The 25,332-nt window shown below is 36.7% G+C and carries 23 protein-coding genes and 1 riboswitch; of the genes, 16 read left to right on the top strand and 7 right to left on the bottom strand.

Annotated features, from left to right (window positions below; genetic code table 11):
- The first annotated feature begins 64 nt into the window (after positions 1–64).
- The 3 genes from JNG87_RS13375 to JNG87_RS13365 all read left to right on the top strand — a co-directional run bounded on the left by JNG87_RS13375 (position 65) and on the right by JNG87_RS13365 (position 2,521).
- Positions 65–613: an L-threonylcarbamoyladenylate synthase gene (locus JNG87_RS13375; protein ID WP_110011358.1), complete on the top strand. Its 549-nt coding sequence runs from the start codon at positions 65–67 to the stop codon at positions 611–613.
- 107 nt (positions 614–720) lie between these two features.
- Positions 721–1,065 (top strand): nuclear transport factor 2 family protein, encoded by a 345-nt coding sequence (locus tag JNG87_RS13370; RefSeq protein ID WP_202838856.1) that lies wholly within the window; start codon positions 721–723, stop codon positions 1,063–1,065.
- Between the two features lie 37 nt (positions 1,066–1,102).
- Positions 1,103–2,521 (top strand): CCA tRNA nucleotidyltransferase, encoded by a 1,419-nt coding sequence (locus tag JNG87_RS13365; RefSeq protein ID WP_202838855.1) that lies wholly within the window; start codon positions 1,103–1,105, stop codon positions 2,519–2,521.
- Between the two features lie 152 nt (positions 2,522–2,673).
- Here JNG87_RS13365 and JNG87_RS13360 read toward each other — a convergent pair whose 3' ends face one another.
- The 3 genes from JNG87_RS13360 to JNG87_RS13350 all read right to left on the bottom strand — a co-directional run bounded on the left by JNG87_RS13360 (position 2,674) and on the right by JNG87_RS13350 (position 7,240).
- The gene (locus tag JNG87_RS13360) at positions 2,674–3,732 is read right to left on the bottom strand and encodes a YncE family protein (RefSeq protein WP_202838854.1); all 1,059 of its coding nucleotides are present in this window, start codon (positions 3,730–3,732) and stop codon (positions 2,674–2,676) included.
- A gap of 21 nt (positions 3,733–3,753) precedes the next feature.
- The gene (locus JNG87_RS13355; RefSeq protein WP_202838853.1) at positions 3,754–5,580 is read right to left on the bottom strand and encodes a TonB-dependent receptor plug domain-containing protein; all 1,827 of its coding nucleotides are present in this window, start codon (positions 5,578–5,580) and stop codon (positions 3,754–3,756) included.
- Between the two features lie 30 nt (positions 5,581–5,610).
- A riboswitch (cobalamin riboswitch) is annotated at positions 5,611–5,789 on the bottom strand.
- A 137-nt stretch (positions 5,790–5,926) separates the two neighbouring features.
- Entirely contained in the window at positions 5,927–7,240 is a 1,314-nt protein-coding gene (locus JNG87_RS13350; RefSeq protein ID WP_202838852.1) for a T9SS type A sorting domain-containing protein, read from the bottom strand.
- Positions 7,241–7,394: 154 nt separating this feature from the next.
- Between JNG87_RS13350 and JNG87_RS13345 the strand changes: the two genes are divergently transcribed.
- Together JNG87_RS13345 and JNG87_RS13340 are read left to right on the top strand one after the other, a co-directional pair.
- Complete coding sequence (locus tag JNG87_RS13345) at positions 7,395–9,002, top strand: helix-turn-helix domain-containing protein (protein ID WP_202838851.1); 1,608 nt, start codon at positions 7,395–7,397, stop codon at positions 9,000–9,002.
- On the top strand, positions 8,999–10,117 hold the full coding sequence (locus tag JNG87_RS13340) for a tetratricopeptide repeat protein (protein WP_202838850.1): 1,119 nt from the start codon (positions 8,999–9,001) through the stop codon (positions 10,115–10,117). The genes JNG87_RS13345 and JNG87_RS13340 overlap by 4 nt, the downstream gene beginning before the upstream one ends.
- A 55-nt stretch (positions 10,118–10,172) precedes the next feature.
- On the opposite strand, the gene pafA is transcribed toward JNG87_RS13340, so the two are convergent.
- Positions 10,173–11,819 carry an alkaline phosphatase PafA gene (pafA, locus tag JNG87_RS13335; protein ID WP_202838849.1) on the bottom strand — a complete coding sequence of 549 codons (1,647 nt, stop codon included), beginning with the start codon at positions 11,817–11,819 and terminating at the stop codon, positions 10,173–10,175.
- A gap of 102 nt (positions 11,820–11,921) precedes the next feature.
- On the opposite strand from pafA, the gene JNG87_RS13330 reads away from it, so the two are divergent.
- From JNG87_RS13330 to JNG87_RS13300, 7 genes are all read left to right on the top strand, one after another.
- Positions 11,922–12,707: a hypothetical protein gene (locus JNG87_RS13330; protein ID WP_202838848.1), complete on the top strand. Its 786-nt coding sequence runs from the start codon at positions 11,922–11,924 to the stop codon at positions 12,705–12,707.
- A 19-nt stretch (positions 12,708–12,726) separates the two neighbouring features.
- A complete protein-coding gene (locus tag JNG87_RS13325) occupies positions 12,727–13,119 on the top strand; it encodes a VOC family protein (RefSeq protein WP_202838847.1) in 393 nt (130 codons plus the stop codon).
- A gap of 9 nt (positions 13,120–13,128) precedes the next feature.
- Positions 13,129–13,665, top strand: a complete 537-nt coding sequence (locus JNG87_RS13320) for a GNAT family N-acetyltransferase (RefSeq protein ID WP_202838846.1) — start codon at positions 13,129–13,131, stop codon at positions 13,663–13,665.
- Positions 13,666–13,745: 80 nt separating this feature from the next.
- Positions 13,746–13,976: a hypothetical protein gene (locus JNG87_RS13315; protein ID WP_202838845.1), complete on the top strand. Its 231-nt coding sequence runs from the start codon at positions 13,746–13,748 to the stop codon at positions 13,974–13,976.
- 113 nt (positions 13,977–14,089) lie between these two features.
- Positions 14,090–14,641, top strand: a complete 552-nt coding sequence (locus tag JNG87_RS13310; RefSeq protein WP_202838844.1) for a putative glycolipid-binding domain-containing protein — start codon at positions 14,090–14,092, stop codon at positions 14,639–14,641.
- Between the two features lie 228 nt (positions 14,642–14,869).
- Positions 14,870–15,787, top strand: coding sequence for an alpha/beta fold hydrolase (locus JNG87_RS13305; RefSeq protein ID WP_202838843.1), 918 nt, complete (start codon positions 14,870–14,872; stop codon positions 15,785–15,787).
- 162 nt (positions 15,788–15,949) lie between these two features.
- Positions 15,950–16,501 carry an REP-associated tyrosine transposase gene (locus JNG87_RS13300; RefSeq protein WP_202838842.1) on the top strand — a complete coding sequence of 184 codons (552 nt, stop codon included), beginning with the start codon at positions 15,950–15,952 and terminating at the stop codon, positions 16,499–16,501.
- 140 nt (positions 16,502–16,641) lie between these two features.
- Here JNG87_RS13300 and JNG87_RS13295 read toward each other — a convergent pair whose 3' ends face one another.
- The 3 genes from JNG87_RS13295 to JNG87_RS13285 all read right to left on the bottom strand — a co-directional run bounded on the left by JNG87_RS13295 (position 16,642) and on the right by JNG87_RS13285 (position 20,481).
- Positions 16,642–17,568: a malate dehydrogenase gene (locus tag JNG87_RS13295; RefSeq protein ID WP_034699354.1), complete on the bottom strand. Its 927-nt coding sequence runs from the start codon at positions 17,566–17,568 to the stop codon at positions 16,642–16,644.
- A 117-nt stretch (positions 17,569–17,685) separates the two neighbouring features.
- Positions 17,686–18,237 carry a biliverdin-producing heme oxygenase gene (locus tag JNG87_RS13290; RefSeq protein ID WP_202838841.1) on the bottom strand — a complete coding sequence of 184 codons (552 nt, stop codon included), beginning with the start codon at positions 18,235–18,237 and terminating at the stop codon, positions 17,686–17,688.
- Between the two features lie 21 nt (positions 18,238–18,258).
- Entirely contained in the window at positions 18,259–20,481 is a 2,223-nt protein-coding gene (locus JNG87_RS13285) for an ATP-binding protein (protein ID WP_238349590.1), read from the bottom strand.
- Positions 20,482–20,837: 356 nt separating this feature from the next.
- Here JNG87_RS13285 and JNG87_RS13280 point away from each other — a divergent pair, with 356 nt between their 5' ends.
- From JNG87_RS13280 to JNG87_RS13265, 4 genes are all read left to right on the top strand, one after another.
- Positions 20,838–21,887 carry a linear amide C-N hydrolase gene (locus tag JNG87_RS13280; protein ID WP_110011339.1) on the top strand — a complete coding sequence of 350 codons (1,050 nt, stop codon included), beginning with the start codon at positions 20,838–20,840 and terminating at the stop codon, positions 21,885–21,887.
- Positions 21,888–22,039: 152 nt separating this feature from the next.
- Positions 22,040–23,206, top strand: coding sequence for a porin (locus JNG87_RS13275; RefSeq protein WP_202838840.1), 1,167 nt, complete (start codon positions 22,040–22,042; stop codon positions 23,204–23,206).
- 19 nt (positions 23,207–23,225) lie between these two features.
- On the top strand, positions 23,226–24,656 hold the full coding sequence (locus JNG87_RS13270; RefSeq protein ID WP_098971746.1) for an anion permease: 1,431 nt from the start codon (positions 23,226–23,228) through the stop codon (positions 24,654–24,656).
- 16 nt (positions 24,657–24,672) lie between these two features.
- Positions 24,673–25,329, top strand: a complete 657-nt coding sequence (locus tag JNG87_RS13265) for a succinate dehydrogenase cytochrome b subunit (RefSeq protein ID WP_062674167.1) — start codon at positions 24,673–24,675, stop codon at positions 25,327–25,329.
- The last annotated feature ends 3 nt before the right edge of the window (positions 25,330–25,332 follow it).

The following is a 25,332-nucleotide window of genomic DNA, read 5'->3' as shown; positions in this document are numbered from 1 at the left end:
CCATTTTTTTGCCTGAAATTCTTATATTTTCTACCTTTATCCATTCTTTGAATTCACTACAATTATGGAACATATTATCGAAATATTAAAATCCGGCGGAACAATTCTTTACCCTACTGATACTATCTGGGGAATTGGTTGTGATGCCACCAATATAGAAGCGGTCAATAAGATTTTTGACATTAAAAAGCGCGAAAAAAACAAATCCATGATCATCCTTGTGGAATCTGAGAAAAGACTTCAGGATCTTGTGGATGTTCCTGAAATGGCCTGGGAAATTATTGATCTCAGTGAAAAACCGGTAACTATCGTTTACGAAAACCCAAGAGGTTTACCCAAAGAACTTCTTGCAGAGGATGGAAGTATCGGAATTCGTCTTGTAAAAAATGATTTCTGTAAAAAACTGATTACAAAACTGAACAGACCATTGGTATCTACCTCTGCCAATTTCAGCGGTGAAAAAAGTCCATTGAAATTCTCTGATATTTCTGAGGAAATAATCAGCCTTGTAGATTATGCAGTGGAAGAAGACAGAGAAAAAGTTTCAAAATACTCAGGTTCTTCGGTGATCAAAATATGGAATGACAACAGAATAAAAGTTCTTCGGGAATAAGAATTCTGAACTTTTATGTTTACTTTTTAGAGTCTTGTCAGTTCATATCGGCAGGATTTCTTTTTTTTAATTCTATCTTTGCAAACTCAACTCATAAACTATTTGCTATGAATCATCACGAATTTGCCCAAATGTGGATCAATGCGTGGAATTCTCATGATCTGGAGGATATACTTTCCCACTATTCAGATGATATTGAGATTACAACTCCTATGATTGCACTGGCTACGGGCGGTAAAGAAAGTTCTTTAAAAGGAAAAGAAGCTGTTCGTGAATATTGGAGAAAGGCATTGGATAAATTTCCTGACCTTCATTTTGATCTGATCCATTCCACAGCAGGAGTAGATTCGGTAGCATTATTTTATAAGTCGATTATGGATAAACATGCCGTTGAAGTCATGTTTTTTAATGGAGAGGGAAAAATTAGTAGAATGTATGCTCATTATGATTAATGGGTAACATACGTAGAAATTGTCACTATTATCAACGATGAAAATTAATCTTAATCAAAATAAGAATTTAAAACTATTTAAAATCATTTCTGAAGCAGCAGAAAGGAATAATCAGTCCGTATACATTGTGGGTGGTTATGTGCGAGATCTGCTGATGAACAGAAAAGCATCTACCGATATAGATTTTGTAACGGAACAAAGCGGTATCGAGCTTGCTCAGAATGTAGCTCAGGATATAGATCCGAAATTGAAGGTTTCCGTATTCAAAACTTACGGAACGGCTATGATCAAGTATAAAGAACTTGAACTTGAGTTTGTGGGAGCAAGAAAGGAAAGCTACACAGAAAACAGCCGGAAGCCAGAAGTGGAAGGCGGAAGTCTTGAAGATGACCAGAAAAGAAGAGATTTTACCATCAATGCGATGGCTATTTCTTTAAATAAAAATAATTTCGGAGAATTGATTGATCCTTTTAATGGGATTGATGATCTTGAAAAAGAAATTTTAAGAACTCCTCTGGAACCTGCGCAAACCTATTCTGATGATCCGTTAAGGATGATGAGAGCAGTGCGTTTTGCTTCCACTTTAAATTTTAAAATTGAGGAAAACTCTCTGAAAGCGATCCAACAGGAAGCAGAAAGAATCAGGATTGTTTCCATGGAAAGAATCATGGTAGAGTTTAACAAAATCATGATGTCTGAAAAACCGTCTATCGGATTGAGACTGATGGAACAAACCGGTCTTATGAAGCTGATTATTCCTGAACTGATCGAACTGAAGGGCGTGGAAGAAGTGGAAGGACAAACTCACAAAGATAATTTTTACCATACGCTGGAAGTAGTGGATAATATTTCTGTGAATACCGATAATCTTTGGCTACGCTGGTCTGCCCTTCTTCATGACATTGGAAAAGCTCCGACGAAAAAGTTTGTAGAGGGAACAGGATGGACTTTTCACGGGCATGAATTTTTAGGTTCAAAAATGGTAAAAACACTTTTCCAGAGATTGAAATTACCCTTGGGAAGTGATATGAAATATGTTCAGAAAATGGTCAAGCTTTCATCAAGGCCTATTGCACTGATTACGGATGATGCTTCAGATTCTGCATTAAGAAGACTTTTATTTGATGCCGGAGAAGATCTGGAAGATCTTTTCACCCTTTGCAAGGCAGATATTACCACTAAAAATTCTAAAAAACAGGAGAAATTCAAAAGAAACTTTGAATATGTAGCGGTCAAGATCAAGGAAGTGGAAGAAAAAGATCAGGTAAGAAACTTCCAGCCGCCTATCACCGGAGAAGAAATTATGGAAATGTTTAATCTTAAGCCGGGCCGTGAAATTGGTATCCTGAAAGAGAAAGTGAAAGAAGCTATTCTTGAAGGTGAAATTCCCAATGAAAAAGAAGAAGCGACGAAGTTTGTCATTGCTGAAGCTGAGAAACTGGGATTAACCTTATAATTCAATTTAGAAAAATATTAAAAATTCCGGCGGGATGTTCCATCCCGCCGGAATTTTTTTCTTAAGGAAACAAAGCCGGCCGGTTTCTTCGAAACCGGCCGGAAAAAAACACAAATGATGAAAAAATAAAAAATTATTTTTAGAAGTAATAATTATTGCGGGTTAAGGAAAGTTCCGTTAGCACCAAGACCACCTGTTTTAAGGGAGGTAAGCTTGGTACCCGTAGTTGCTGAATATACAGTCATTTCGCTTTCCTGAGTGAATTGTTTAACATCTGATGCAAAAATTCTACCATCAATAACATTAAATCCATAAAGCGTAAAATAAGGACCACCATCTGCAGCTGTTAATAGCGGGCTTGCAGGAACTGTTGGTGTAGCTAAACTTGTTGTATACACTTTATTGGCAGAACTGAAATAGATTTTATCATTATCAATCTGAAGATTGGTAGCACTTGGAATTCCTGTCAACGTAACTACCGGTGTCATAGCCCCTGTGCCGGAGATTTTATAGATATAAGAATCAGTAGCTGTAGAAGAAATTGTATATACATTGGATTTGTATGAAATAGTACTGTTAATCTTACCATTCGGAACAGTAAGTTCAGTTTTACTGTCATTAGAAGTATTGATATAAGTAATCATATTTCCATATCCGGAAGTAGCATTCTGCACAAAAATATTTCCACCTGCTTCTACTGCTTTATCAGCCCCGCCTGTCATCGTGATTTTGCTTACAAATGAATAGTCGGAAGCCTTATATTTTGTTACACTTGTTGCATTCGTAGAGAAGTTTAGATTAGCAACATAGATAAAATCATTAGCAAAAGCAATTCCTCTCGGGTTATCAATCTGATTAGTGATTACTCCTAATTTCTTAAATGTATAACGGTCTACTACAACAATTTTGTTTGAGTTATTGATCACAAGATAAGCCTTATTTCCATTAAGACCAATGGTCTGAAGAACGTCACCCAGAATTTCTTTATTGTTATTGTACCCATATACGTCATCCTGCTTTAAGCTTAAATCTCTTGTCAGGAATGTTACTTTAGCACCCTGGCTGTTAAAATTACCTTCATTAGAGATAAAATATCCGTTCTGGTAAGTGATCGGAGAAATTTCAAACTCGGCAGAGTCACTTGTACATGAAGACATATTAAACAATAGTACAACTGCAAATAAGACAGTTAAAAGTTTAGTTATTTTCATAATTTATTCAATTTTAATTTATTAAAAATTTATTGCTGCATACACACTATAGTTTCTTTTTGGTAAAGGATAGAAAGAAACGGTTTTATAGTAGGTATTGGTTAGATTATTCACTTTAAACCCTAAGGTATATTTTTTTGCTAAGGTGGCAGAAACTCCCATATTTAAAAGAAAATAAGGATCTATAGCTTCTGATCTCTTTTCATCACTTGTGGTGTAGGTAACACCGTTCAGCTGTCCCTGTGCATAAAACCTGAAGAAACCATATTCGTAATCTATACCGGCATTTCCCCTGTGCATGGGAACGTAAGGTCTCTGCATCTTCGTTTCTTTATCGATAGCTTTTGCATAATAGTATGCTGCATTGGCTCTGAATTTATGATTTCCCCACTGCTTGCTGAAAGACAACAGGGATTCCAGCCCGTAAGATTCGGATTTATTGACATTGTATGCCTGCCAGTATCCCATAGCCGTTGGAAGCCATACAATAAGATCTGTGATGTTCATATAGTAGGGAGACAGAGTAAGTTTGAAATCTCCCACTTTGAACTCATTGGTCATATCCACCTGAGTAGAGGTTTCCGGTCTCAGATCTTTATTTCCTCCCGGTTCATAATAAATATCATTAAATGAAGGATATCTGAAGTTTTTGGATACGTTAATACTCAGATCATACCATTTTGCGGCGTTCCATTTTCCGGAGAATGAATACATAAAAGGAGACTTTACATCTTCTACAAAATCTTTTTTGAATCCTCCTTCAAAACGCAGATCTTTTGTTGCAAAATACCGCAATAATCCTGAAACAGAACCTATATTCCTGCTGACATTGGATATTCCGCTCTCGTACCCTTCTCCTTTATTAATCTGAAATTCTCCGATGATATTAAAATTCCATTTTGAATTCAGGAAATAATTAAAATCATTTTTAAAGATATAATTTTTCCCGGTTCCTCCACTGGATTTAGGTTGGTTTAACGAACCGAAATACTGAAAATTCTCTTCCGTATAGGCTGCTTTAAGGGAATTGCTGAACTTCGCTTTGTTCCAGTCCCAAGAAAGAAGACTTCTTACACTTTGAGTTGTATATTTTGTTTTTGTTCCCGTTTCCTCATATACAGGATAATGCTGTGAAGAATCAAAAAACTGGCTTTGCCACGAAACCTTATGATCGTTTGTAATTTTATAGGATGCTCCTACATTGAATGTCGTATTGTAATAATTCCCGTTTCTGTTGATGTAATTTAGATCGCTTACCTTATAATCATTTTCACTTACGGAATAATTTCCGGAGGCTTTAAAACTGAACTTATCATTGCTGTAAGAACCTTTTACAAAGTTATTATAGGTATTAAAGGAAGCCACTTCAGAGAATAAAGAACCATGGAAGCCTTTATTAAAATCAAGAGTATTATTCAGGTGAATACTTCCCCCGATGGCACCACTTCCGTACACTACACTTCCTCCACCCGCTTTGATACCGATCTGATCATAGCCGAACAAAGCAATATTATTGATATCTCCCTGGCCTAAAAAATTAGAATTGATATTAATTCCGTTCCATACGAATGCAGTCTGCTGGGCAGTTGTTCCTCTGAAAGAAGGCGAAGAAACAGCACCACGGCCATTTTCTTTAATGAAAACCTGCGATTGAAACCTCAGAAGCTCCGAAAGATTACCGGAGTTTTTTTCAGCATCTTCTGCTGTAATTGTTTTTACGGGATGAAAAAGTTTCACCCTGTTCATCTGGTTGTCGAAGACATAAATAGTGTCAATAGTTTTCTCTTGTCCAAAAAGAAAACACCCATAAGATGAAAAAAGCAGTACTAAAGATCTTTTTATATCCATACTTTTTTACTTTTCCTCCGAAAGCAATATGTTTTTAATTATAATCCTGGCAGGTCTCCTGACTTTCGCATTCTGCTCCTTCCCGTTTTTACACAGTGGCGTTTTGCAGAAACTTGTGTTGCGATTTACAGTTGCGGGGACAGTCCGGGAGTTACACCCGATTCCCTTTTCATTCCAAAATACTGGAAACCAAAATTTTTGCAAAGATAGTTTTTTATATGTATTTGCCAAAAACCAGACTTTTCTATACAAAATATGCTATCCTTTTGTTATATACACAAAAAAGAACGGCCGCTTTCAATATTGAAAACAGCCATTCATCCCACTACTTTACTATTTATATATGTTACTTTTTAATAAATTTATAAGGCTCCTGTTGTACTCCTTTTACGGAATATTGTAAAATATAATCTCCTTTTGACAGGGATGAAACATCAATCTGTCCTTCTACAGTATCCAATGATTTTACCTTTTGTCCAACCATATTATAAATTTCTGCTTTCTCTATTTTTCCTTTTCCTTTAAAATACAGGATGTCAGCCACTGGATTAGGATAGATACCTATATTGTTTTTCTCTTTCACAGCATCACTCACCGATAAAAATTCAGAAGTATCCAGGTAAAAAGCAATCATCTGCCCTGAAGCATTCGTCCCTGACCCGGCAATTTTCTTTCCGTCCTGTGAAATTGCAAGAGGAAGTCCCATTGTTACTCCATTAGTGGCAATTCCTAAAGATGCCGCATAATCATTCAGGTTAATTCTCCCGGCGGCAGAGGTCCAGATAAAGCCTTCTCCTGACATGGGAGGAGCCCCAAATGCTCTGTAATACCCGATCACTTTTTTCCCATCAGCAGAAATCCCGGTGGCACCTCCTTTGAAGCTGAAAGAAGCATTAGGATGCGTTATATAAGTAAGTCCGCTCACAGCATTCCATACATAAGGATTAGGATTTGCCGAACCTATTATTGTATTTCCGTCAGCAGAAATTCCTCCTGCTTCTCCTACATGATTCCCATTATTATCTGTAATAAAACTTTCCACTCCATCCTGCCATTTTGCTCCGCTTCTTGTTCCGGTTGATTCATCCTGCCAGCCTACAATCACTGTTCCTGCTGCATTGATTGCGTTTGCTCTGGAGCTGCGTCCGGGAACTATACTTCCCAGATCTACCACGCCGTTTACTTCATCCCATTTCACAGCATGCGCATTCGCTGCGGTGAGAAAACCAAGACCAACAATAGTATTTCCATCAGTCGACATTCCCCAGGTAGAGCTTACGCTGCCATCCCATCCTGTAGGTACAAGCCCGCCTCTGTTTACCCATGTGGCCGTAGCGACATCATAAGTAGATATTTCATTGAATCCTGTTGCGGCATTGGTAACCGACGACGATATTTTGGTTCCGTCATTCGAAACAATGGTTCTGCCTGCAGCCGGATATCCGTTTGTTATAGAACCTATCTGTACGAGTCCTCCTGCAGCATTCCATTTATATATACTTCCTGCACTGGTGTGCAAGCTTACTACTCCATTATCCGATACTGCGCCTACATTATAATTTCCCAAGCCGATTACAGTAAGCTGCGCTTCTGCAAAACCAAATTTCAAGAAAAGATAAGCTATCAATATTTTCATTGACATTCTGTAAAAATTTTTCATATTTTATTATATTTAGCGTTTTGAATTGGTGAAAACAATATTAATACAACATTCACTCAATTAAAAGAAATTGACTTTCATAATTCGTGAATTTTAAAAGAGTTTAATTTTTAAAATACTAATAACCAAATAGATATAAAACAATATTTTGAATATGGATTTTACCGGAATTATTCAAAAAAACACAAAAAACAATTTATCAGGACAAAAATTATTTCAAATCTTACTGTTTATTTTCTGCTTCCTTATTACCAAAGGACAGTCCGGCCCCGACTTCAATATGCTAGCAGATAAAGCATTTCTGAAATTGTATCAGAATCCCGACGAATGCATCAGTTATACCCAGGGAATTCTTGTGAGTGATCAAAACGCGGAACACAAAATTGTACTTCAAAATATTATTTCACAAGCTTTTGCCCTGAAGGGAGACTATGTACAGTCTGTCAATATTTTTGCTCAAAAAGAAGATATTGATCAGAAAAATAACCTTTCATATTTTATGCAGGTCTTCAGTGGTTATAATCTTGCTGATCAGTATCAGAATCTGGGTTTATACAATCAGTCAAAGACAATTATTACCAATCTTTTATCCGATCAGAAACTTCCTAAAAGTAATGATCGTTCCTTAAGAATCACCACTGCAAAATTGTATCAGCTTCAGGCATTAAACTCAGGAATCAACAGAAACTATCCTGAAGCCTTACAAAATCTTGATAAAAGCAACCAATACCTTGGGAATCATAATGAAGAGAACAGAATTTTAAAAATAGAAAACAGAATTTTTCGCTCTTCTTATCTGCTGAAGCAGAATAAATCAATAGAATATAAAATACTTATAGAAAATGTGATTGCTGATCTTGAATCTCAGAAAAACCAGCCGTTTCTTTTAGGTTTGGCTTATGAGAATCTGTCCCAATACTATTTTCTGAAGCAGGATTATGCAACCTCTATTCAAAAATTGGAGGCAGGTCTTCGATTGATCGAGAATCTTCCGTTTAATAATTTAAAAATTAAAATTTACGAATCACTGTCCCGTAATTATTACGCGGTACATAATGATGCAAAATATCATCAGTACAATAAACTTTACACTGATTTAAAAACAAAAACAGATTCCGGTTCAAAAGAAGGGATACGATATCTGGTGAAGCTTGTGGAAACCAATCAGAATAAAAACATTGAATTTCAGAGGTATATGCTTTTAAGATCTTCCTCGGTTTTAATCTTCATTTTATCTTTGATAATCCTGGGCTTGCTTGCCTATTTTTTAGTCATTAGAGGTAAAAATAAAGATTTAAAAAAACAGTTTGATTTCTTTGAAAAGCAGACCAGCCAAAAGACTCAGCCGGCTATTTCAAACAAAACAAATACAATAAAAGATAACGGGACGCCAAAAATATCGAAGGAAAAAGAAGATGAAATTCTCCAAAAGCTAGAAGAATTTGAAAAATCCGATAGGTTTCTCAATAAAAACATGTCTCTGTCGCTGCTTTCTTCTCAAATGGAAATCAATACAAAGTACCTTTCCGAAATTATTAACAGTAAGGAAAAAAACTTCAATGGATACATTAATAAACTTAGAATCAATCATATTGTACAGCTATTAAGAACTGATTCTACTTTTCTTAATTATAAAGTGAGCTATCTTGCAGAATATTCCGGGTTTTCTTCACACAGTGCTTTTACAACTGTTTTCAAATCTGTTACCGGCATGTCTCCCAACACCTATATTCAGGAAATCAGTAAAACAAAAGTCTTATGAAATCAATTTTAAAAATAGTACTGCTGCTGGCTGTTTTTTGTCATTGTGTGAAAGGCCAAAAGACACCCGATAGTGTCTTAATAAAAAAAGCAAAACTTGAAATTTATGACAACCCCGATAACACCATCAAAATCGGGGAACAATTATTAAAAAAATCTCATGATATAAAAACCTCCATTGATCTCTATATGCTGCTTTCAACAGCCAATATTGCTAAAAGAAATTTTGAGGAATCTTTACAATATATTTTAAAAGCAAAAGAACTTCTACAAAAAACCAATGACCCCAGAAGCCAAGCCGGGGTTCTCATTTCAGTCGCTATCCAGTATCAGCAAATGGAACTTTTTAACAAATGTCTTGAAACACTGAATGAGGCTGAACAGTATATTGCAAAAATTCCTGAAAAATATAGTGAGACTGCAGCAAGCTATGCGATAAGAGGAATGGTTTACAAAAGCCAGTCTAATTCAGAAATTGCTTTGGAAAAGTTCCTGATTTCCATACAGAATTATGAAAAGGTTCCTGTAAAGAAAACCACTTACTCCAATATGAGTGTGGTATACTACAATATTGGATACTGTTATCTGAACCTTAATGAGATTGACAAAGCACAAGAGTCATTTTTACAGTCTGTCAGCTATGCCCGGAAGAATTATGGTAAAAGTCTGGAAGCATTTGCTTTGAAAGGAATTGCTGAAATACACAAACAAAAGCATGAAAATCAAGCCGCAATAGATCTCTTACTAAAAGCCGGGGAACTTTGTAAAAATACCGGAGATATCATCCTGAATGAAGGGCTTTACAAGGAATTGGCAGAAAATTATCTTGCTTTAGGACAACAGGATCTTTATCAGCAGTATAATAAAAAATACCTGGAAATGCGATTTCAAAGAAAGCAGAATGAACTGAAGTCTATTAATCAGGTGATCGACAATCATAACAGGGAAACCTTTTTAAAAAGTGAGAAACTAAAATCTGATGATCGTTATATTAAAATAGGTTCTGTTTTCCTGGGAGGTATTCTTATAATTCTACTGTTATATCTTATTATAAAAATCAGAAAGCAAAATAAGAAGTTTCATCATGAGATACAGCAAATGATACGAACATCATAAGCTGTAAAAAACAAAAAACATTCCCGGTTGGGAATGTTTTTTTATAATTTTCAATTTACTTACCAATAACCTCGGTAATTGGGTTTCCTACATTTCCACTCGGGAATTGAATTTTCAATAAAGAAGATACCGTAGGTGCAATATCCGTCATGTGATATTCTTTATTGCTTTCTCCCTGCTTCACTCCCCAACCCATAAAGATCAATGGAATATGAGAATCGTAAGAATTCCATACGCTGTGCGTAGTTCCTGTTTTAGAATATGGCGGAAGCATAGAATCGTGAGAAATTAACTGGATATCTCCGCTTCTCTGTCTGTTGATCCCGTTAATAATTCTTTGTTTGATTGGCTCCGGAATGCTTGACTCCTGAATTTTGTCTACAGAAACAGCATATAAAACAGTAGGATCTTTCTCAATTTCTTTTACAGCGAAATTTCTAACATCATCCAATTCAAGCTTGTTGTCTGCCAATACTTTTCTGTCGAAATAAACCTGATAGTTATCAATGGCGTTGACCAGTTTATCGGTTTCGAATTTTTCTTTCAGTTTCTGGTTCAGATTCTTTTCCGCATCTTCTCCAAAGAAACCTGTAGGGATTTTATGTTCTTTAAGGAATCCTACAGAGTGTGCTCCACCGTGGTCAGCAGAAAGGAAAACCGTGTACTCGCCTTTTCCTACTTTTGAATCAAGATACTTGAAAAACTCAGCTAAATCCTGATCTAATCTGATATATACATCTTCTACTTCAATAGAATTCGGCCCGAATTTATGTCCTGCATAATCCGTAGATGCCAGATTGATGGCTAAGAAGTCTGTAATATTATCTCCACCCAGCTTTTCACCTTCTACAGAAGCTTCTGCCAGCTTTAAAGTCAATGTATTTCCAAAAGGTGTATAACGGATATTGTCTTTTTTAGTCTGATAATCTTTTGCTAAATTACTGTAAGGGAAAGTAGGCGTTTTTGCACTTCCCAACAAGCCTTCCCAAGGAGAATTGTCTGGTGCGCTTTCTATATATTCATTGATTGGAAGTAATGTATTCCAGCCGTTGGCTACTAACTTTTCAGGAAGATTCTGAGAGTTGAATGATTTTATCCACTGAGGAAGATCATTCATATACCATGTACTGGTAATGAAATTCCCGGTACTGTCATCAAACCAGAAAGCTCCGTTTGGAGTGTGTCCTGCAGGAAGAATGGAAGCACGGTCTTTCAAAGAGACACCGACTACTTTTCCCTGGAAATTTGTTGCCAGTCTCAATTCGTCAGTGACTGTCGTAGACCAAAGATTTTTCGGAGAGTGGCTTCCCGTTTTTGTATTGGTAGTACCTACCGGCTGAACATTCTCATCTGCAGTACAGTAAACACCTTTACCTGTTTCCTTATCTGTCCAGTCATTTCCTGCAATTCCGTGAATAGCCGGTACAGAACCTGTATAGATACATGTGTGTCCCAAAGCTGTAACAGTAGGAACATAAGGAATATGTACATTATTCAAAGAATATCCTGTATTTAAAAGTCTTTTGAAACCGTCATTTCCATATTTACCATAAAAACGGTATAAATAGTCCCAACGCATCTGGTCTACTACCAGACCAACGACTAATTTAGGTCTTTCCAGTTGAGTATTTCTGTTCTTCTGTGCATTGATTGTAACTACGGAGAATAAAGTAGCTGCCGCAATTGAAATGTTCCTAAGCATCCAAGTAAATTTTTATTGATGACAAATTTAAGGGTTTTGAAAGTTTTGGAGTGTGAAATTTTATTTAATTTTGATTATTGTACAATTATCAACCAATCTTCTATGATTTTAGGTGTATACTGGTATTTCAAATTCCCAGACCATTTATATGACTTTCAATTTTTCAAATTTTCTCCTGGACTTGGAGGACATGCCGATACTCCTGCTGAACTGACTGCCAGAGTACAAGTGGAAAATACAGCTGATTTTGTCCATAAACTTCAAGAGCTAAAATCTTGCTATAAAAGAACATACTTACACCTGAATATCGATGGAAATCAAATGATCATCAATATTGGTGGCCATATGCTTTTTGATTTTCATTTTCAGTTTGCATTGGAAATTGAAGAATTATTAATCCGGGAAAATGCTGTATCAGTGGATTACAGTGTTCCTTTTACCATTCAATCTACCAAAAGTTTTCCTCCTGAAAAAGAAGAATTCAAAAATATAGAACACCGCTTTATCCAGATGGTGGGATCGGATTTCAGAAAAAGCAATGCAGAAAATTATGCAGCCAGAATTGATTGCAATCTGCCTTTGCAGTACAAGCAGGATCTTATTAATGATTTAGACCGTATATGCAAAGAAGAAGACATCCATGTATTTTACTATAATGATTTTGATTTTAAAGATCATTGTAACCTGATGCTCTTTTTCACCAATGGCAGACAGAAAAAAGATTCCCTGCAAAAGGTTGACATCAATTCATTTGGACGTAAAGTGCGGCAGCTTAGCCAGAAATATCCTCTTCATTTCGGTCATTTCGGAAGCTTTAAGGAATATCCTTTACACGGACCCCATTCAGTGTTGATAGTAGATGAAGAATATATTGTAAACAAGAAATAAACCTTTCAAATTCAAACTTATGATCAAATTCAAGTATGTTATTCTGTACGTGGAAGATGTAGAACTGTCCATGAATTTTTATAAAAACACCTTTGGTTCGGAAATAAAATTCATCACTCCTGAAAAAGATTATGGCGAACTGCTGACCGGGGAAACAAGTCTTTCATTTGCTTCTGTGAGCCTGGCCAATTCCAATATTAAAAAAGGATTTTTAACCGCAAAAACAGAAGACAAACCTTTTGGAATGGAACTGGGATTTACAACGGATGATGTGGAAGCCTTGGTAGAAAAGGCACTAAAAAACGGGGCTGTTCTTTACGAAGATATCGCGGTAAAACCATGGGGACAAAAAACAGCTTATATCAAAGATCCCAGCAATTATCTGGTAGAAATCTGTACTGAAATGCAATAAAATATAAAGGTGGAAATAAAAAAATTACAGCAGCTGTCCTTCAATCCCTGCTCAGGATGGGGACATAACGGATATACAACAGACATACGATATGTAGTTTCATCTATTGAATTCGGAGGTTCTTTTGAGTTTATTATAAAGGAAAAGTCTTTGCCTTATACCAAAATCTGGGAAACGACTTCCGAAGACCTTGAAGAAATGAATACAATCATTGAACAGGGAAATTCCTTTGGTGCTTTTGTCAATGAAGAGCTGGCAGGATGGATCATCTGTGAACACAGGACGTGGAACAACAGTTTTTATATAGAAAGCATTCTGGTTGACGAAAAATACAGACGGCAGGGAATCGGAATCATGCTGATTAAAAACGCCATTAAAGAAGCAAGGAGATTAAATTGCAGGGTTATTGAACTGGAAACACAAAATACCAATTATCCTGCGATACAATTTTACAGAAGAATGGGATTTAATATTACCGGGCTCAACACAAGGTTGTACGAAAATACAGAGGAGATTGCCCTTTTCATGACTTTGGATATAGAGTAATTTTATCCTACTCATTAAAACACTTGCTGGTGTGTTAAAATTTTTATACATTAGTAATCAACAAATTAAAAATAATTACTATGAAAAACCTTAAAAAACTAAAGAGAAATCAGCTGGTGCTGATCAGTGGTGGTGACACTCCCTATGCTTTATGTGATCTGGATGGCAACTGTCCTCCGACAATAGGTTACTACTATTGCAGTGATGGTACCTGTTACAGAGTTTCGGGTGGTGGCGGTAATCCCGGATGTAATGAGCCAATGCGTCTGTGCCAGGAATGGGAAACAGGATGTGGATGTGTTTATATGTAAATGCATTTTGTTAGATAAAATTTTGGAAGGGCGGTGTTTACCGCTCTTTTTTTGCAATCAGCCATAGCATTCATTAACTTGCATCTCTTAATAATACATCAAAGAATATCATTATGAAGACATTAATCTGGAAAGGAATCTATTATCAGTCCCTTGAATATTTCAATCTATTATCCAATGATAAAAATTACACTATTGAATCAAAAATCATCGGTTGTATTGAAGATAAAATATACAATGTAGAGTATAAAATCCATACTGATAAAAACTGGATCGTTCAGGATTTTCTGATCGAATCCGAGATCAATACAATTAAAAAAACTTTTTCGGGAAAAAGAAATCAAAGCCAATGGGAAATTAATGGTGTTGTAAATCCTGAGTTTGATCATTTCAATTTCATAGACATTTCTCTTACTCCGTTTACCAATACTCTACCGATCAACAATTTAAAGCTTTCAGAGAGTGGTTCTCAAAAGATTAATATTATATATATTGACGTGTTAAAACATCATATCAGACCTGTTCAACAAGATTATACCCGGACAGCTGTTAATAAATACCTGTATGAAAATATCGAAACCAATTTTAAAGCTGAAATTTCGGTTGACGAAAGTGGATTAGTCACCAGCTACCCTGAATTGTTTGAAAAGATTGCAGAATTTTAATACCATAAAAGACCTCCATAATCGTTAATAGATCAAGCTGCTGCCCTTGCATTTCAAGGCAAATAATACTCAAGAACAATCTGATAAAGTAAGAGAACTTAAAGATAATGCTCTTTTTAAATGTATTGCATTTGTACAATATAATCAAAGAATTAAGATGTGACAGAGCCAAAGGAAGATAGTTTGGTATTTTAGTAATAAATACCCTTATACAGTTGTTATAATAATATGAAAACAATTGCTATCCTACTCTTTTTTCTCACTTCCTTGACTGTCATTTCAGCTCAGAATAAACCGTCAGAAGGCATCTTTGAGACCTCAGATCACGTAAAGATCAAATATAAAGTCTCCGGAAAAGGAAAAGCTTGTATTTATATTCCAGGTGGTCCCGGACAGGGATATCCGTCTTTTGAGCTGATGGGCGGAAATAATCTGGAAAAAAACTTACGGATGATCTATATGGATCAACGGGGTTCCGGCGAATCCGATACATCAGATAACTATCATCTCGATACAATGATTCAGGATATTGAAGAATTGAGACAGCATCTGAAATTGAAAAAGGTATTCTTGCTGGCTCATTCCTTTGGCGGAATCATAGCAGTCAATTATGCAAGAAAATATCCAGAGTATACCAAAGGACTCATTCTTGCGAACGTTACCCTTCATTTTCTGAATGATGAATCTGTCAAAGAACAGATTGAATACGGAAACAGCCTTTTACAGTTAAAAAACAGAGTGATTCCTAAAGACAGTCTTTCTTCAGAGCTTTCAAAAGTCAGCAGCGCTTTAAGAAAGAAAAGAATCGGATATAAATTCCTGACCGAAGATATTGAAACCATAAAAGAGTCTGATAAAATAGATTCTCTTCATCCCCGCATCATCGACTTTGGAATGGCAGTGATCTCAAAACCCAAAGAATTTCCTGAATATTATGCCGATTATGCACCCATCACCAGGGACATTCGTGTTCCGGTACTTATCATTACCGGAAAAAATGATAAAGCAGTCGGAACTCAGCATTATAAAACCTTCCGGTTTCCCAATCAAAAAGTAGTTTCTATTGATGGCGGACATCTTTTGTACTATGAGAAAAATAAAGAATTTGTGAAGTCTGTTACTCATTTCGTAAAAACAACGAAGTAATAGCAGTTGTTTATTTTTATGAAAAGTTTTCGGCGCAGCCTCCGGCCGGCCGAAAACTTTCCCTACGCTGGCGCGAGCGTCTCACTCGTGTCCCCACAATAATCTATTTTAAAAAATTTAATTTCTAAAAATAATAATGTGTGTTTTTATTGCTTTTAGATTATGAGTAGAAAACACAAATTTCATGAAAAAGAAGGAGCATATTTTATAAGCTTTGCTACGGTATTTTGGATTGATATTTTTACAAGAATTGAATATTTCGATATCATTATTGAAGCATTAAATTATTGTAGAAAGAATAAAGGAATGACTATTTTCGGATATTGTATCATGCCCAGTCATATACATTTAATTTTCAGATCAGAAAAAGGTCAACCTTCAGAATTAATAAGAGATTTTAAGGGTTTTACTGCTAAAAAGTTGCTTAAGGCCATAGAAGAAAATAATCAGGAAAGCAGAAAAGAATGGTTATTGTGGATGTTCAAAAAAGCAGGAGGCCAAAATTCTAATATAAAAAAATATCAGTTTTGGCAGCAGAATAATAATCCAATAGAAATATGGACGTTGAAAGTATTTGAGCAAAAACTAAATTACGTTCATCAAACCCCTGTGAAGGCGGGCTTTGTTATGGAGCCTTGGGAGTGGAAATACAGTAGTGCCAGAAATTATTCTGATGATTATGATGAGATTCTTGAAATAGATGTTAATTTATGATTGTGGACACGAGCGGGACGCTCGCGCCAGCAAAAGGGAAAACTTCCTCCATTCAAATATTTAAGCAAAACCCGGCTGTTTCAAATTTGAAACAGCCGGGTTTTATCTATTTTAATTCCTGCTTAAAAGCGGGTAAATCATTAAAATTTCAAATCTCCATTCACTTCTCTTACCGCGTTGGCAGCTTCAGCGAATTTCAATTGCTCTTCAGCAGTCAATGTTACGTTTACGATTGATTCTACTCCGTTAGCTCCGATAATCGCAGGAACACCTAAGCAGATATCATTTTGTCCGTATTCTCCTTCAAGCATTAAAGAACAAGGGATCATTTTCTTCTGGTCACATGCAATGGCCTGAACCATTACAGAAACAGCAGCACCTGGAGCATACCAAGCTGAAGTTCCTAATAATTTGGTAAGCGTAGCACCTCCTACTTTAGTTTCTTCGATGACATATTTTTGTTGTTCATCACTTAAGAACTCAGTTACAGGAACCCCGTTTCTTGTTGCTTTGCTCAATAATGGAAGCATACCTGTATCACTGTGAGCAGCGATTACCATTCCGTCAACATCAGAAATCGGAGCTTCTAAAGCTTCAGCCAATCTGTATTTGAATCTTGCAGAGTCTAATGCACCACCCATTCCGATGATTTTGTGCTTAGGAAGACCTGAAGTTTTGTGAACAAGGTAAGCCATAGTATCCATTGGGTTGGAAACCACGATGATGATTACTTCCGGAGAGTGTTTTACTAAGTTTTCAGTAACTTCCTTCACGATACCAGCATTGATACCGATCAATTCTTCTCTTGTCATTCCAGGCTTTCTAGGAATTCCTGAAGTGATTACTGCTACATGAGAACCTGCAGTTTTGCTGTAATCTCCTGTTGTACCCGTAATTTTTGTATCAAATCCGTTAAGAGATGCTGTCTGCATCAAATCCATTGCTTTCCCTTCAGCAAACCCCTCTTTAATGTCTACCAAAACTACTTCTGAACAGAAGTTCTTCATTGCGATGTATTCTGCACAGCTTGCTCCTACAGCGCCTGCACCTACTACAGTTACTTTCATATTGTTACTTTTTTAAATTATTTTTTTGTTAGTTAAATTTTAATTTGAAACTCCCCAAATTTAACAATTCCTGAAAAATTGCGCAATTTTTCAGGAATTTAATTAGAATTAAAATAATTAGTTGACATTCAGTAAAAACGAATACAGTTTTTTTGCACCGGAAAGCACTTCATTGTAGCTTTCTTCTGCCACCTCAGTATCCAGAACTTCTTTAAAATTTTTCCACATCGGGCCTGTATTTTCCTGATAACATCCGAAAAAATTGAAAGTAACGTCGTCAAAACCTTCCGTTTTAGAAAGCTGTTTAGCAATAACATTTCCTCCCAACGTAGACCCTTCAATCACATACATCGCTCCAAGCGCTTCATGTTCATTAATGAATTCAAGGTCGTGGGACGCTTCCTGATTTTTCAGGGAAAGGCTTTTCAGGTCTTTTTCAATAAGGCAAAGCTTTTTTCTTTCCTCAAGCTGAAGTTTTTCTGCATACTTGTCTGAAAGACTGCTGAATATTTTATCTTCGCTGTGAAGAAGCATCAGGTAATTGGTATGGATGATTTTTTTATAATCCTCTAAAGTGAAGGTTTTGTTGAAAATCTTCTCAGAATTAAAAAGTTTTTCTGCTGCATCGTGATACTCTGCTGTATTCTGTTTAAGATATTCTGATACCATAAATAACGTTTTAAAAGTTTCTCAAATGTAAGGCTTTTTGAACGTTAAAATAAATGAAGTCCCCTCATTATTACTCTCAAAATCAACATTTCCTCCAAGTCTTTGCATAATGCGGTGCACAATAGATAGTCCCACTCCGTTTCCTTTGAATTTTTTGGCATTATCCATCCTGTTAAAGATTTTAAACATTTTATGTTTTTCCTCCACAGGAATACCAATACCGTTGTCTGAGATCCTGTAAATAATGGTTTGCCCGTCTTCTGTCCCTTCAATTTCTACTTTTGGAAGATCTTTATGGGAAGAATATTTCACAGCATTGTTGATGATGTTCAGAAACACCTGATGAAGCATTGTCTTATCAGCCAGTACATCCGGACACTCTTTGATGATAATCTCACTGTTGGCACTTCCGTAGGTCATCTTGGCATTTTCAGATATCTTCTCAATAGTATACGTTGTTTTCAGACTTTCAAGCTGAATTTCGCTGTGCTTGGCACGGCTCAGCTGCAGGACGTCATGCATCATTTCAGCCATATTATCAATTTCTTCAATAATTGCATTGATCTTGGCTTTACTTTTTTCAGAATTATCAGCAAGATTTCCCAGAAGCATTTGTGCATTCAGTTTCATCACGGTGAGAGGTGTTCCCAGGTCATGAGAAATAGTGTATGAAAAACTGTCAAGTTCCTCATTTACTTTTTTAAGCTCATCATTAAGCCTTTTAATCGCATTGTAATTTTTATGGGAAGTTTCTAAGATCAGATCCCTTACAGCCTGTACTGCACTTACATTTCTGGAATTCCATCTTTTTGAATGCCCTTTGATATTTTCTGTAAAAATGCGGAATGAAGTTCTGGGAGATATCATTTGTCTTTCCTCTCCGTTCTGAGAAAACACACTTACTTTCTTCTCCGGATTTCCGGCCCAGTTGATATGTTCATCAAACTCTTTTCTGAACCAGATCAGCATTTCATTTTTATCCCTTTCAATAAAATAGATGGCAATTCCTGCTGCATTTTCAGTCAGTTCAAGTTCTTTGCCATAATCTTTAAGGAAGTTTCGGCTCACATAAATACGTTCATTGGTATTACTAAGAGCCCATGCTGCAACTCGTCCAATATTTTCATGATCAGGAGTACTTCCGTCTGTTATTATATTTTCATCAGAAACAATGGCAAGACCATCAGCTTCCGGTAAGTTTCTGATTTCTTTTTTACATTCAATAAGAGAATTAAAGAGATTGTTATGCTTTAAAAATTCCGTTTTCAGCTGAGACATTCTCTCATTGAGTTCCAACCGGTAATTCAGTTCGTTTTTTGATTTAAAAGAAGAATAGGCATTCGCTGCCAGAGCCGTAAAAATTCCGGCCTGTACTCTATCTTCAAGATCAATATGTTTAGGTTCAACATTCTGGCAGGTTACCAGACCCCATAGATGATCATCAATAATAATGGAAACACTGAAGCTGGAAGCCACTCCCGAATTTTTCAGATACTGTGCATGAACCGGTGACATTCCTCTGGATGCGGAGTAAGTAAGGTCAATATTTTCAGGACTTCTGCTTAAAATGGGAACCGTATCCGCATATACATTGCCGAAAATTCTTTTTCTTTTTTTCAGATAAAGATCACGGGCCTGTTTTGGAATATCAGACTCCGGGTAATGAAGACCAAGAAAGCTTTCCATATTTTCGTTTTTCTTTTCTGCGATTACTTTTCCGGAACCGTCCATCATGAATTTGTAGACCATCATACGATCATAATTTACCACCTTTGAAAGAGTTTCCAGGAGATGATTCCAGAGTTCCTTTTCATTGTCGATGATATAAAAATTATCATACTTATTGGAAATCCGTTTGTTGGGATTAATGATAACCTCTTCGAACTCCAGAAAAATATAAAGTTCACTTCTGAAAACAGAGAAATGATATTCTTTATCATTAATAAAAACCTTATCGAAATACGTTTCATTCTTACGTCTGGTAAACTTATCCAGTGAAGTATAGATTTCTGAATCAATAATGCCCTGAAAACTTTCCGGAAAGTCAGTAATCTTTCTTCCGAACAGCTCCTCTGAGTGCTCAATTTTAAATAGATCCGCAATATTCCTGCTAAAAAAAGTAATGGTACGGGATTCTGCATCAATGCCAATCAGGTAACCAAAGTCTTGTATAGAACCCGGAATATGGATAGGTTCTTCATGGCATTCTATAAAGTTCATATATCTCTTCAGTCTAGTAATCAAATATAGCGTTTTTTTGAACAGCTTTCAATTTTGTGGTATCTATTTTCAAACCTCAGTATATCAGGCATTCACAGGAAATACTGGTAAAAAAAACGTAAAAAAACCCATTAAAATGTTCTTCATTTTCTCCTTTTTTTTTCTATCAAATCTTAAAAATATACGAAAAAAGATTCAATAATGCAATACTCAATCTTTAACCATGATTCATAACATAAATTACGGATTATTAATCTTATTAATTGTTTTATTTAAACAATTTTCGCTAAATTTATATCACCAAATAATGAATATGACGAAAATTCATTGAATTATTCACAACAAATTCAATACAAAATTTAAATTCAAATAATACTATTATGAAAAAGTTCCCATTAATTTTATTTTCTCTGATCCTTTCTATAGGATTATGGAATCCTTCTGAAGCATGTACAAGAGTAGTGTACAAAGGTCCCCAGAATACCGTTATTACAGCCCGTTCCATGGACTGGCGTGACGAAATCCCTGTCAATCTCTGGGTTCTCCCAAAAGGGATAGAACGAAATGGACTGGTAGGCTCTAAATCTGTGAAATGGACCGCCAAATATGGAAGCCTTGTAAGCTCTTCATGGGATATTGCTTCAGCTGACGGCATGAACGAAAAAGGGCTGGTTGCCAACCTGCTTTGGCTGGGAGAATCTCAATATCCTAAATTTGATGGAAAAGGTAGTAAAAAAGGTATTGCCATTTCATTATGGGCCCAATATTATCTTGATAACTTTGCCACAGTAAAAGAAGCCGTAGAATTTTCACGCAAAGAGCCTTTCGTAATTGTTAGTGATTATATTCCGGGAACTGAAAGATTTACAACCGTCCATCTTTCCATTTCGGATGCTTCAGGAGACAATGCAGTATTTGAATATATTGACGGAAAGCTTGTCATTCATCATGACCCGTCTTACACGGTAATGACCAATTCTCCTATTTTTGAGGAGCAGCTTGCCCTTAACAATTACTGGAAAGGTATTCCGGGGACCGTTATGCTTCCGGGAACCAACCGGGCAGCAGACCGCTTCGTAAGAGCTTCTTACTATATCAACGCGATTCCTCAGACTGCAGATACCCGCACAGCTGTAGCCAGTGTTTTCAGCGTAATCAGAAACTGTTCCGTTCCTTACGGGATCACTTCTGCCACAGAGCCTAATATTTCTTCTACAAGATGGCGTTCGGTTTCAGATCAGAAAAACCTTGTGTATTATTTTGAAACAGTCTTTACTCCAAACACTTTTTGGGTAGATCTTAAAGAATTTGATTTAAGTCCAAAAGGTAAAGTAATGAAACTGGATCTTAGTAATTACCGCACCTACAACGGAAAATCCAATGCAGAATTTAAAGAATCTGCTCCGTTCACATTCTTGGGATTAAAATAGATATTTCACCACAAACTACTTATGCTTAAGTAAATCTGGTCCCTGCAGATGAAGACCTAAGTATTCCGCACTATGAGTGAATGTATGATCATTCAAAATGCATCAGATACATGTGGTAAAATAAAATTCACAATTAAAAAAACAAAATAGATATGGCCTTTTTTTCGATTAAAAAGAAAAGCCTGATTCTGTGTATGCTGGCCTGTGGGTTATCTGCTTATGCACAAAATCAGGATTCTCTTAAGACCACCTCTGCTCTACAGGAAAAAAATGATGTTAAATATCCGCAGTTGCAGATCAAAGGTCTTTTTCAGGCACGTTACCTTGTTGGGATGAGTAAAGATGTAGACGTAAACGGACTTCATCACACCGATGGTTCCGGAACTGACAATAATTTCATGCTCAAATACATGAGGGTTCAGGTTCGCGCGCAGATCAGTAAACGTACTGAAGTTGTAGTTTTGGCCAACCTTGCCGATTTTAAAAATGATCCCAAAAGCAGAGTTCTTGAAAATGCTTACCTGAAGTATACTTTCAATCCCAAATTAGCGATTACTGTAGGACAGTTCAGACCCTGGTTCGGTATTGAAGAGACCTACCCTATCGACATTATTAAATCTCTGGATTGGTCCAATCAATATACAGAATTCGGAAAGCTGGGCTGGACAAGTTTCCAGATCGGAATGTCTGCTACAGGACAGCTTCAGCTGGGAGAAATTCCTTTCCAATATGCGGTTTCAGTGGTGAACGGAAACGGAAAAAACCAGGTTAATGATAATGACAACGGAAAACAGTATTCTACCCGCCTTGTTTTCGGATTATCAAAAAAATACAATTTCAATGTAGGTCTGAATGGCGGTATCGGGGAAGTTTTCAGCAAAAAAGTATATGCGCTGGGTGTAGATCTGAGCTCACTGATTCAGTTTGATCCAAAATGGAGTCTTGATATGCAGCTGGAAGCTAAGCAGGCTACCAACCATGTTCTGTACAATTCTATTGCTCCTGAAATTCGTCCTGAAAACCCAGATCAATATCTGATCCGTGGTGCCTATTTTCTTCCGAATCTAAGATATGAGATCAATCACAAAAATCTCAGCGCCTTCGAACTATCCTGCCGTTACGAATATCTTGATACCAACTTTAGAATGGCTTCCAACCCAAGACAAACGATTACCCCGATGTTCGGATTGGAATTCCTGAAAAATTATGGAGCAAGAATTCAACTGGGAGTACAGTTTGACCGCTACAAACATCAGGTAGAAAACACATCACAATACAACAATAATCTATTCATTGTACAGGTACAGAGTAGGTTTTAACGATTAAATAGTTAGTATCATGAAAGAAATTAATATTAAAAACGTAGCGATCACATTTGTTGTTGCGTTGATCATATGGTTCATTCCTGCTCCGGAAGGTGTTGCAGAGAATGCCTGGCATCTGTTTGCCATCTTTGCGGCAACCATTTTAGGAATCATTCTTAAGGCAGCACCAATGGGAACTATGTGTATGATGGCCATTGGATTTACAGCCCTTACGCAGGTAGTTGCTCCGGGAGATGCAGGGAAATCTATTACCAAAGCGCTTTCCGGTTTTGGAGATAAAGTAATCTGGCTGATCGGGATTTCATTCTTTATTGCCAGAGGATTTATCAAAACAGGACTTGGAAACCGTATCGCCTTTTTATTCATCAGAGTTTTTGGGAAAAGCTCACTGGGATTGGCTTACGGGTTAGGACTTGCCGATGTTTGTCTTGCTCCTGCTATTCCTAGTAACACTGCAAGAGGAGGTGGAATTATCTACCCGATCATGAAGTCTATGGCCATAAGCTTTGATTCTGTTCCTGAAAAGCCGGAAACCCATAGAAAGCTAGGGTCATTCCTGACTTTGAACAGTTATTACATGAACCTGATCGCTTCTTCTATGTTCCTTACCGGGACAGCCAGTAACCCGATGTGTCAGAAGTTTGCAGCCAACCTTGGTATTGATATTACCTGGATGTCATGGGCAGCAGCAGGTTTTATTCCGGGTGCAGTAGCATTCTTTATCGTTCCTTTGGTATTGTATAAATTATATCCGCCTGAATTGAAAAAAACGGGTGATGCTCCTAAAATGGCAGCTCAGAAATTAAAAGAAATGGGGCCTATCTCAAGAAATGAATGGCTGATGCTGCTGGCATTCTTCATTCTGTTAGCCCTTTGGATATTTGGAGGAGCACTTTCTATTGATGCTACTACTACAGCCTTTATCGGATTAACATTATTACTACTAACCTCAGTATTAACCTGGGAAGATGTAAAAGGTGAAAAAGGAGCTTGGGATACGATCGTTTGGTTCGCCGTACTGGTGATGATGGCAAGTTCTTTAAATGAATTAGGTTTCATTGGATGGTTCAGTAATCTTATCAAAGTACAGATTGGAGGTTTGAGCTGGCAGGTAGCTTTCCCGGTTATTATTGTAGTATATTTCTTCAGTCACTATATTTTTGCCAGTGCTACTGCTCACGTAGCGGCTATGTATGCTGCCTTGCTGGGTGTGGGTGTTTCTTTAGGAATCCCACCAATGTTACTCGCAATGATGCTTGGTTTCATGGGTTCAATTTACGGGGTACTTACTCATTACGGCCACGGTCCTGCACCGGTATTCTTCGGAAGCGGATATGTCGACCTGAAAGCCTGGTGGCTCAGAGGTCTTGAAATTGGAATCGTTCTATTGATCATTTATATGGTTGTAGGAGGATTGTGGATGAAAGTCTTAGGATATTATTAACCAATACATCAAAAATATGTTATCAACACTGTCAAGAAAAATGCTGATGTGCCTTACAGGACTCTTTCTGGGATTCTTCCTGTTGATTCATTTCCTTGGAAATCTTCAGCTTTTTCTTCCACAAGAACAAGCGCACCTGCAGTTTAATGCTTATTCGCATTTTTTATCAGGAAATATCATTATCAAAATAGTCTCTTACGTTTTATATGCCAGTATTATTCTGCACGCAGTAGACGGACTGATGATTACTTTAAAAAATAAAAAATCAGGAGGCGGTTATCAAACGGACAGACGTGGAAGAGCTAGCAAGTGGGCTTCCAGAAATATGGGAATCCTGGGAACATTAATTCTGATTTTCCTGGTGATCCATTTCCAGAACTTCTGGTATATCTATAAATTCGGAAATCCTCCTTTGGATGAAAACGGAAATAAAGACCTCTACATTCTGGTAGTGAATGTCTTTAAAGAATGGTGGTACGTTATCATTTATGTTGTATCAATGATCGCTTTGTGCTATCACCTGATTCATGGAATACACAGCGCTGTAAGAACCCTGGGATTATATCATCCTAAGTTTGTACAATGGTTCAAAACTATCGGGATTGCGTATTCAATCATTATCTGTGTAGGTTTTGCATTGATGCCTGTGTATGTATTCTTCACTTATCATTAAAAG

The organism is Chryseobacterium cucumeris (assembly GCF_016775705.1).
GTDB classification, from domain to species: Bacteria; Bacteroidota; Bacteroidia; order Flavobacteriales; family Weeksellaceae; genus Chryseobacterium; species Chryseobacterium cupriresistens.
Note: the sequence above shows the minus strand (reverse complement) of the source record. Positions and strands in the feature narration are given on the sequence as shown.

Coding starts and splice junctions, on each gene's coding strand:
- JNG87_RS13375 (WP_110011358.1), top strand. CDS start 65: ATGGAACATATTATCGAAATATTAAAATCCGGCGGAACAATTCTTTAC.
- JNG87_RS13370 (WP_202838856.1), top strand. CDS start 721: ATGAATCATCACGAATTTGCCCAAATGTGGATCAATGCGTGGAATTCT.
- JNG87_RS13365 (WP_202838855.1), top strand. CDS start 1,103: ATGAAAATTAATCTTAATCAAAATAAGAATTTAAAACTATTTAAAATC.
- JNG87_RS13360 (WP_202838854.1), bottom strand. CDS start 3,732: ATGAAAATAACTAAACTTTTAACTGTCTTATTTGCAGTTGTACTATTG.
- JNG87_RS13355 (WP_202838853.1), bottom strand. CDS start 5,580: ATGGATATAAAAAGATCTTTAGTACTGCTTTTTTCATCTTATGGGTGT.
- JNG87_RS13350 (WP_202838852.1), bottom strand. CDS start 7,240: ATGAAAAATTTTTACAGAATGTCAATGAAAATATTGATAGCTTATCTT.
- JNG87_RS13345 (WP_202838851.1), top strand. CDS start 7,395: ATGGATTTTACCGGAATTATTCAAAAAAACACAAAAAACAATTTATCA.
- JNG87_RS13340 (WP_202838850.1), top strand. CDS start 8,999: ATGAAATCAATTTTAAAAATAGTACTGCTGCTGGCTGTTTTTTGTCAT.
- pafA (WP_202838849.1), bottom strand. CDS start 11,819: ATGCTTAGGAACATTTCAATTGCGGCAGCTACTTTATTCTCCGTAGTT.
- JNG87_RS13330 (WP_202838848.1), top strand. CDS start 11,922: ATGATTTTAGGTGTATACTGGTATTTCAAATTCCCAGACCATTTATAT.
- JNG87_RS13325 (WP_202838847.1), top strand. CDS start 12,727: ATGATCAAATTCAAGTATGTTATTCTGTACGTGGAAGATGTAGAACTG.
- JNG87_RS13315 (WP_202838845.1), top strand. CDS start 13,746: ATGAAAAACCTTAAAAAACTAAAGAGAAATCAGCTGGTGCTGATCAGT.
- JNG87_RS13310 (WP_202838844.1), top strand. CDS start 14,090: ATGAAGACATTAATCTGGAAAGGAATCTATTATCAGTCCCTTGAATAT.
- JNG87_RS13305 (WP_202838843.1), top strand. CDS start 14,870: ATGAAAACAATTGCTATCCTACTCTTTTTTCTCACTTCCTTGACTGTC.
- JNG87_RS13300 (WP_202838842.1), top strand. CDS start 15,950: ATGAGTAGAAAACACAAATTTCATGAAAAAGAAGGAGCATATTTTATA.
- JNG87_RS13295 (WP_034699354.1), bottom strand. CDS start 17,568: ATGAAAGTAACTGTAGTAGGTGCAGGCGCTGTAGGAGCAAGCTGTGCA.
- JNG87_RS13290 (WP_202838841.1), bottom strand. CDS start 18,237: ATGGTATCAGAATATCTTAAACAGAATACAGCAGAGTATCACGATGCA.
- JNG87_RS13280 (WP_110011339.1), top strand. CDS start 20,838: ATGAAAAAGTTCCCATTAATTTTATTTTCTCTGATCCTTTCTATAGGA.
- JNG87_RS13275 (WP_202838840.1), top strand. CDS start 22,040: ATGGCCTTTTTTTCGATTAAAAAGAAAAGCCTGATTCTGTGTATGCTG.
- JNG87_RS13270 (WP_098971746.1), top strand. CDS start 23,226: ATGAAAGAAATTAATATTAAAAACGTAGCGATCACATTTGTTGTTGCG.
- JNG87_RS13265 (WP_062674167.1), top strand. CDS start 24,673: ATGTTATCAACACTGTCAAGAAAAATGCTGATGTGCCTTACAGGACTC.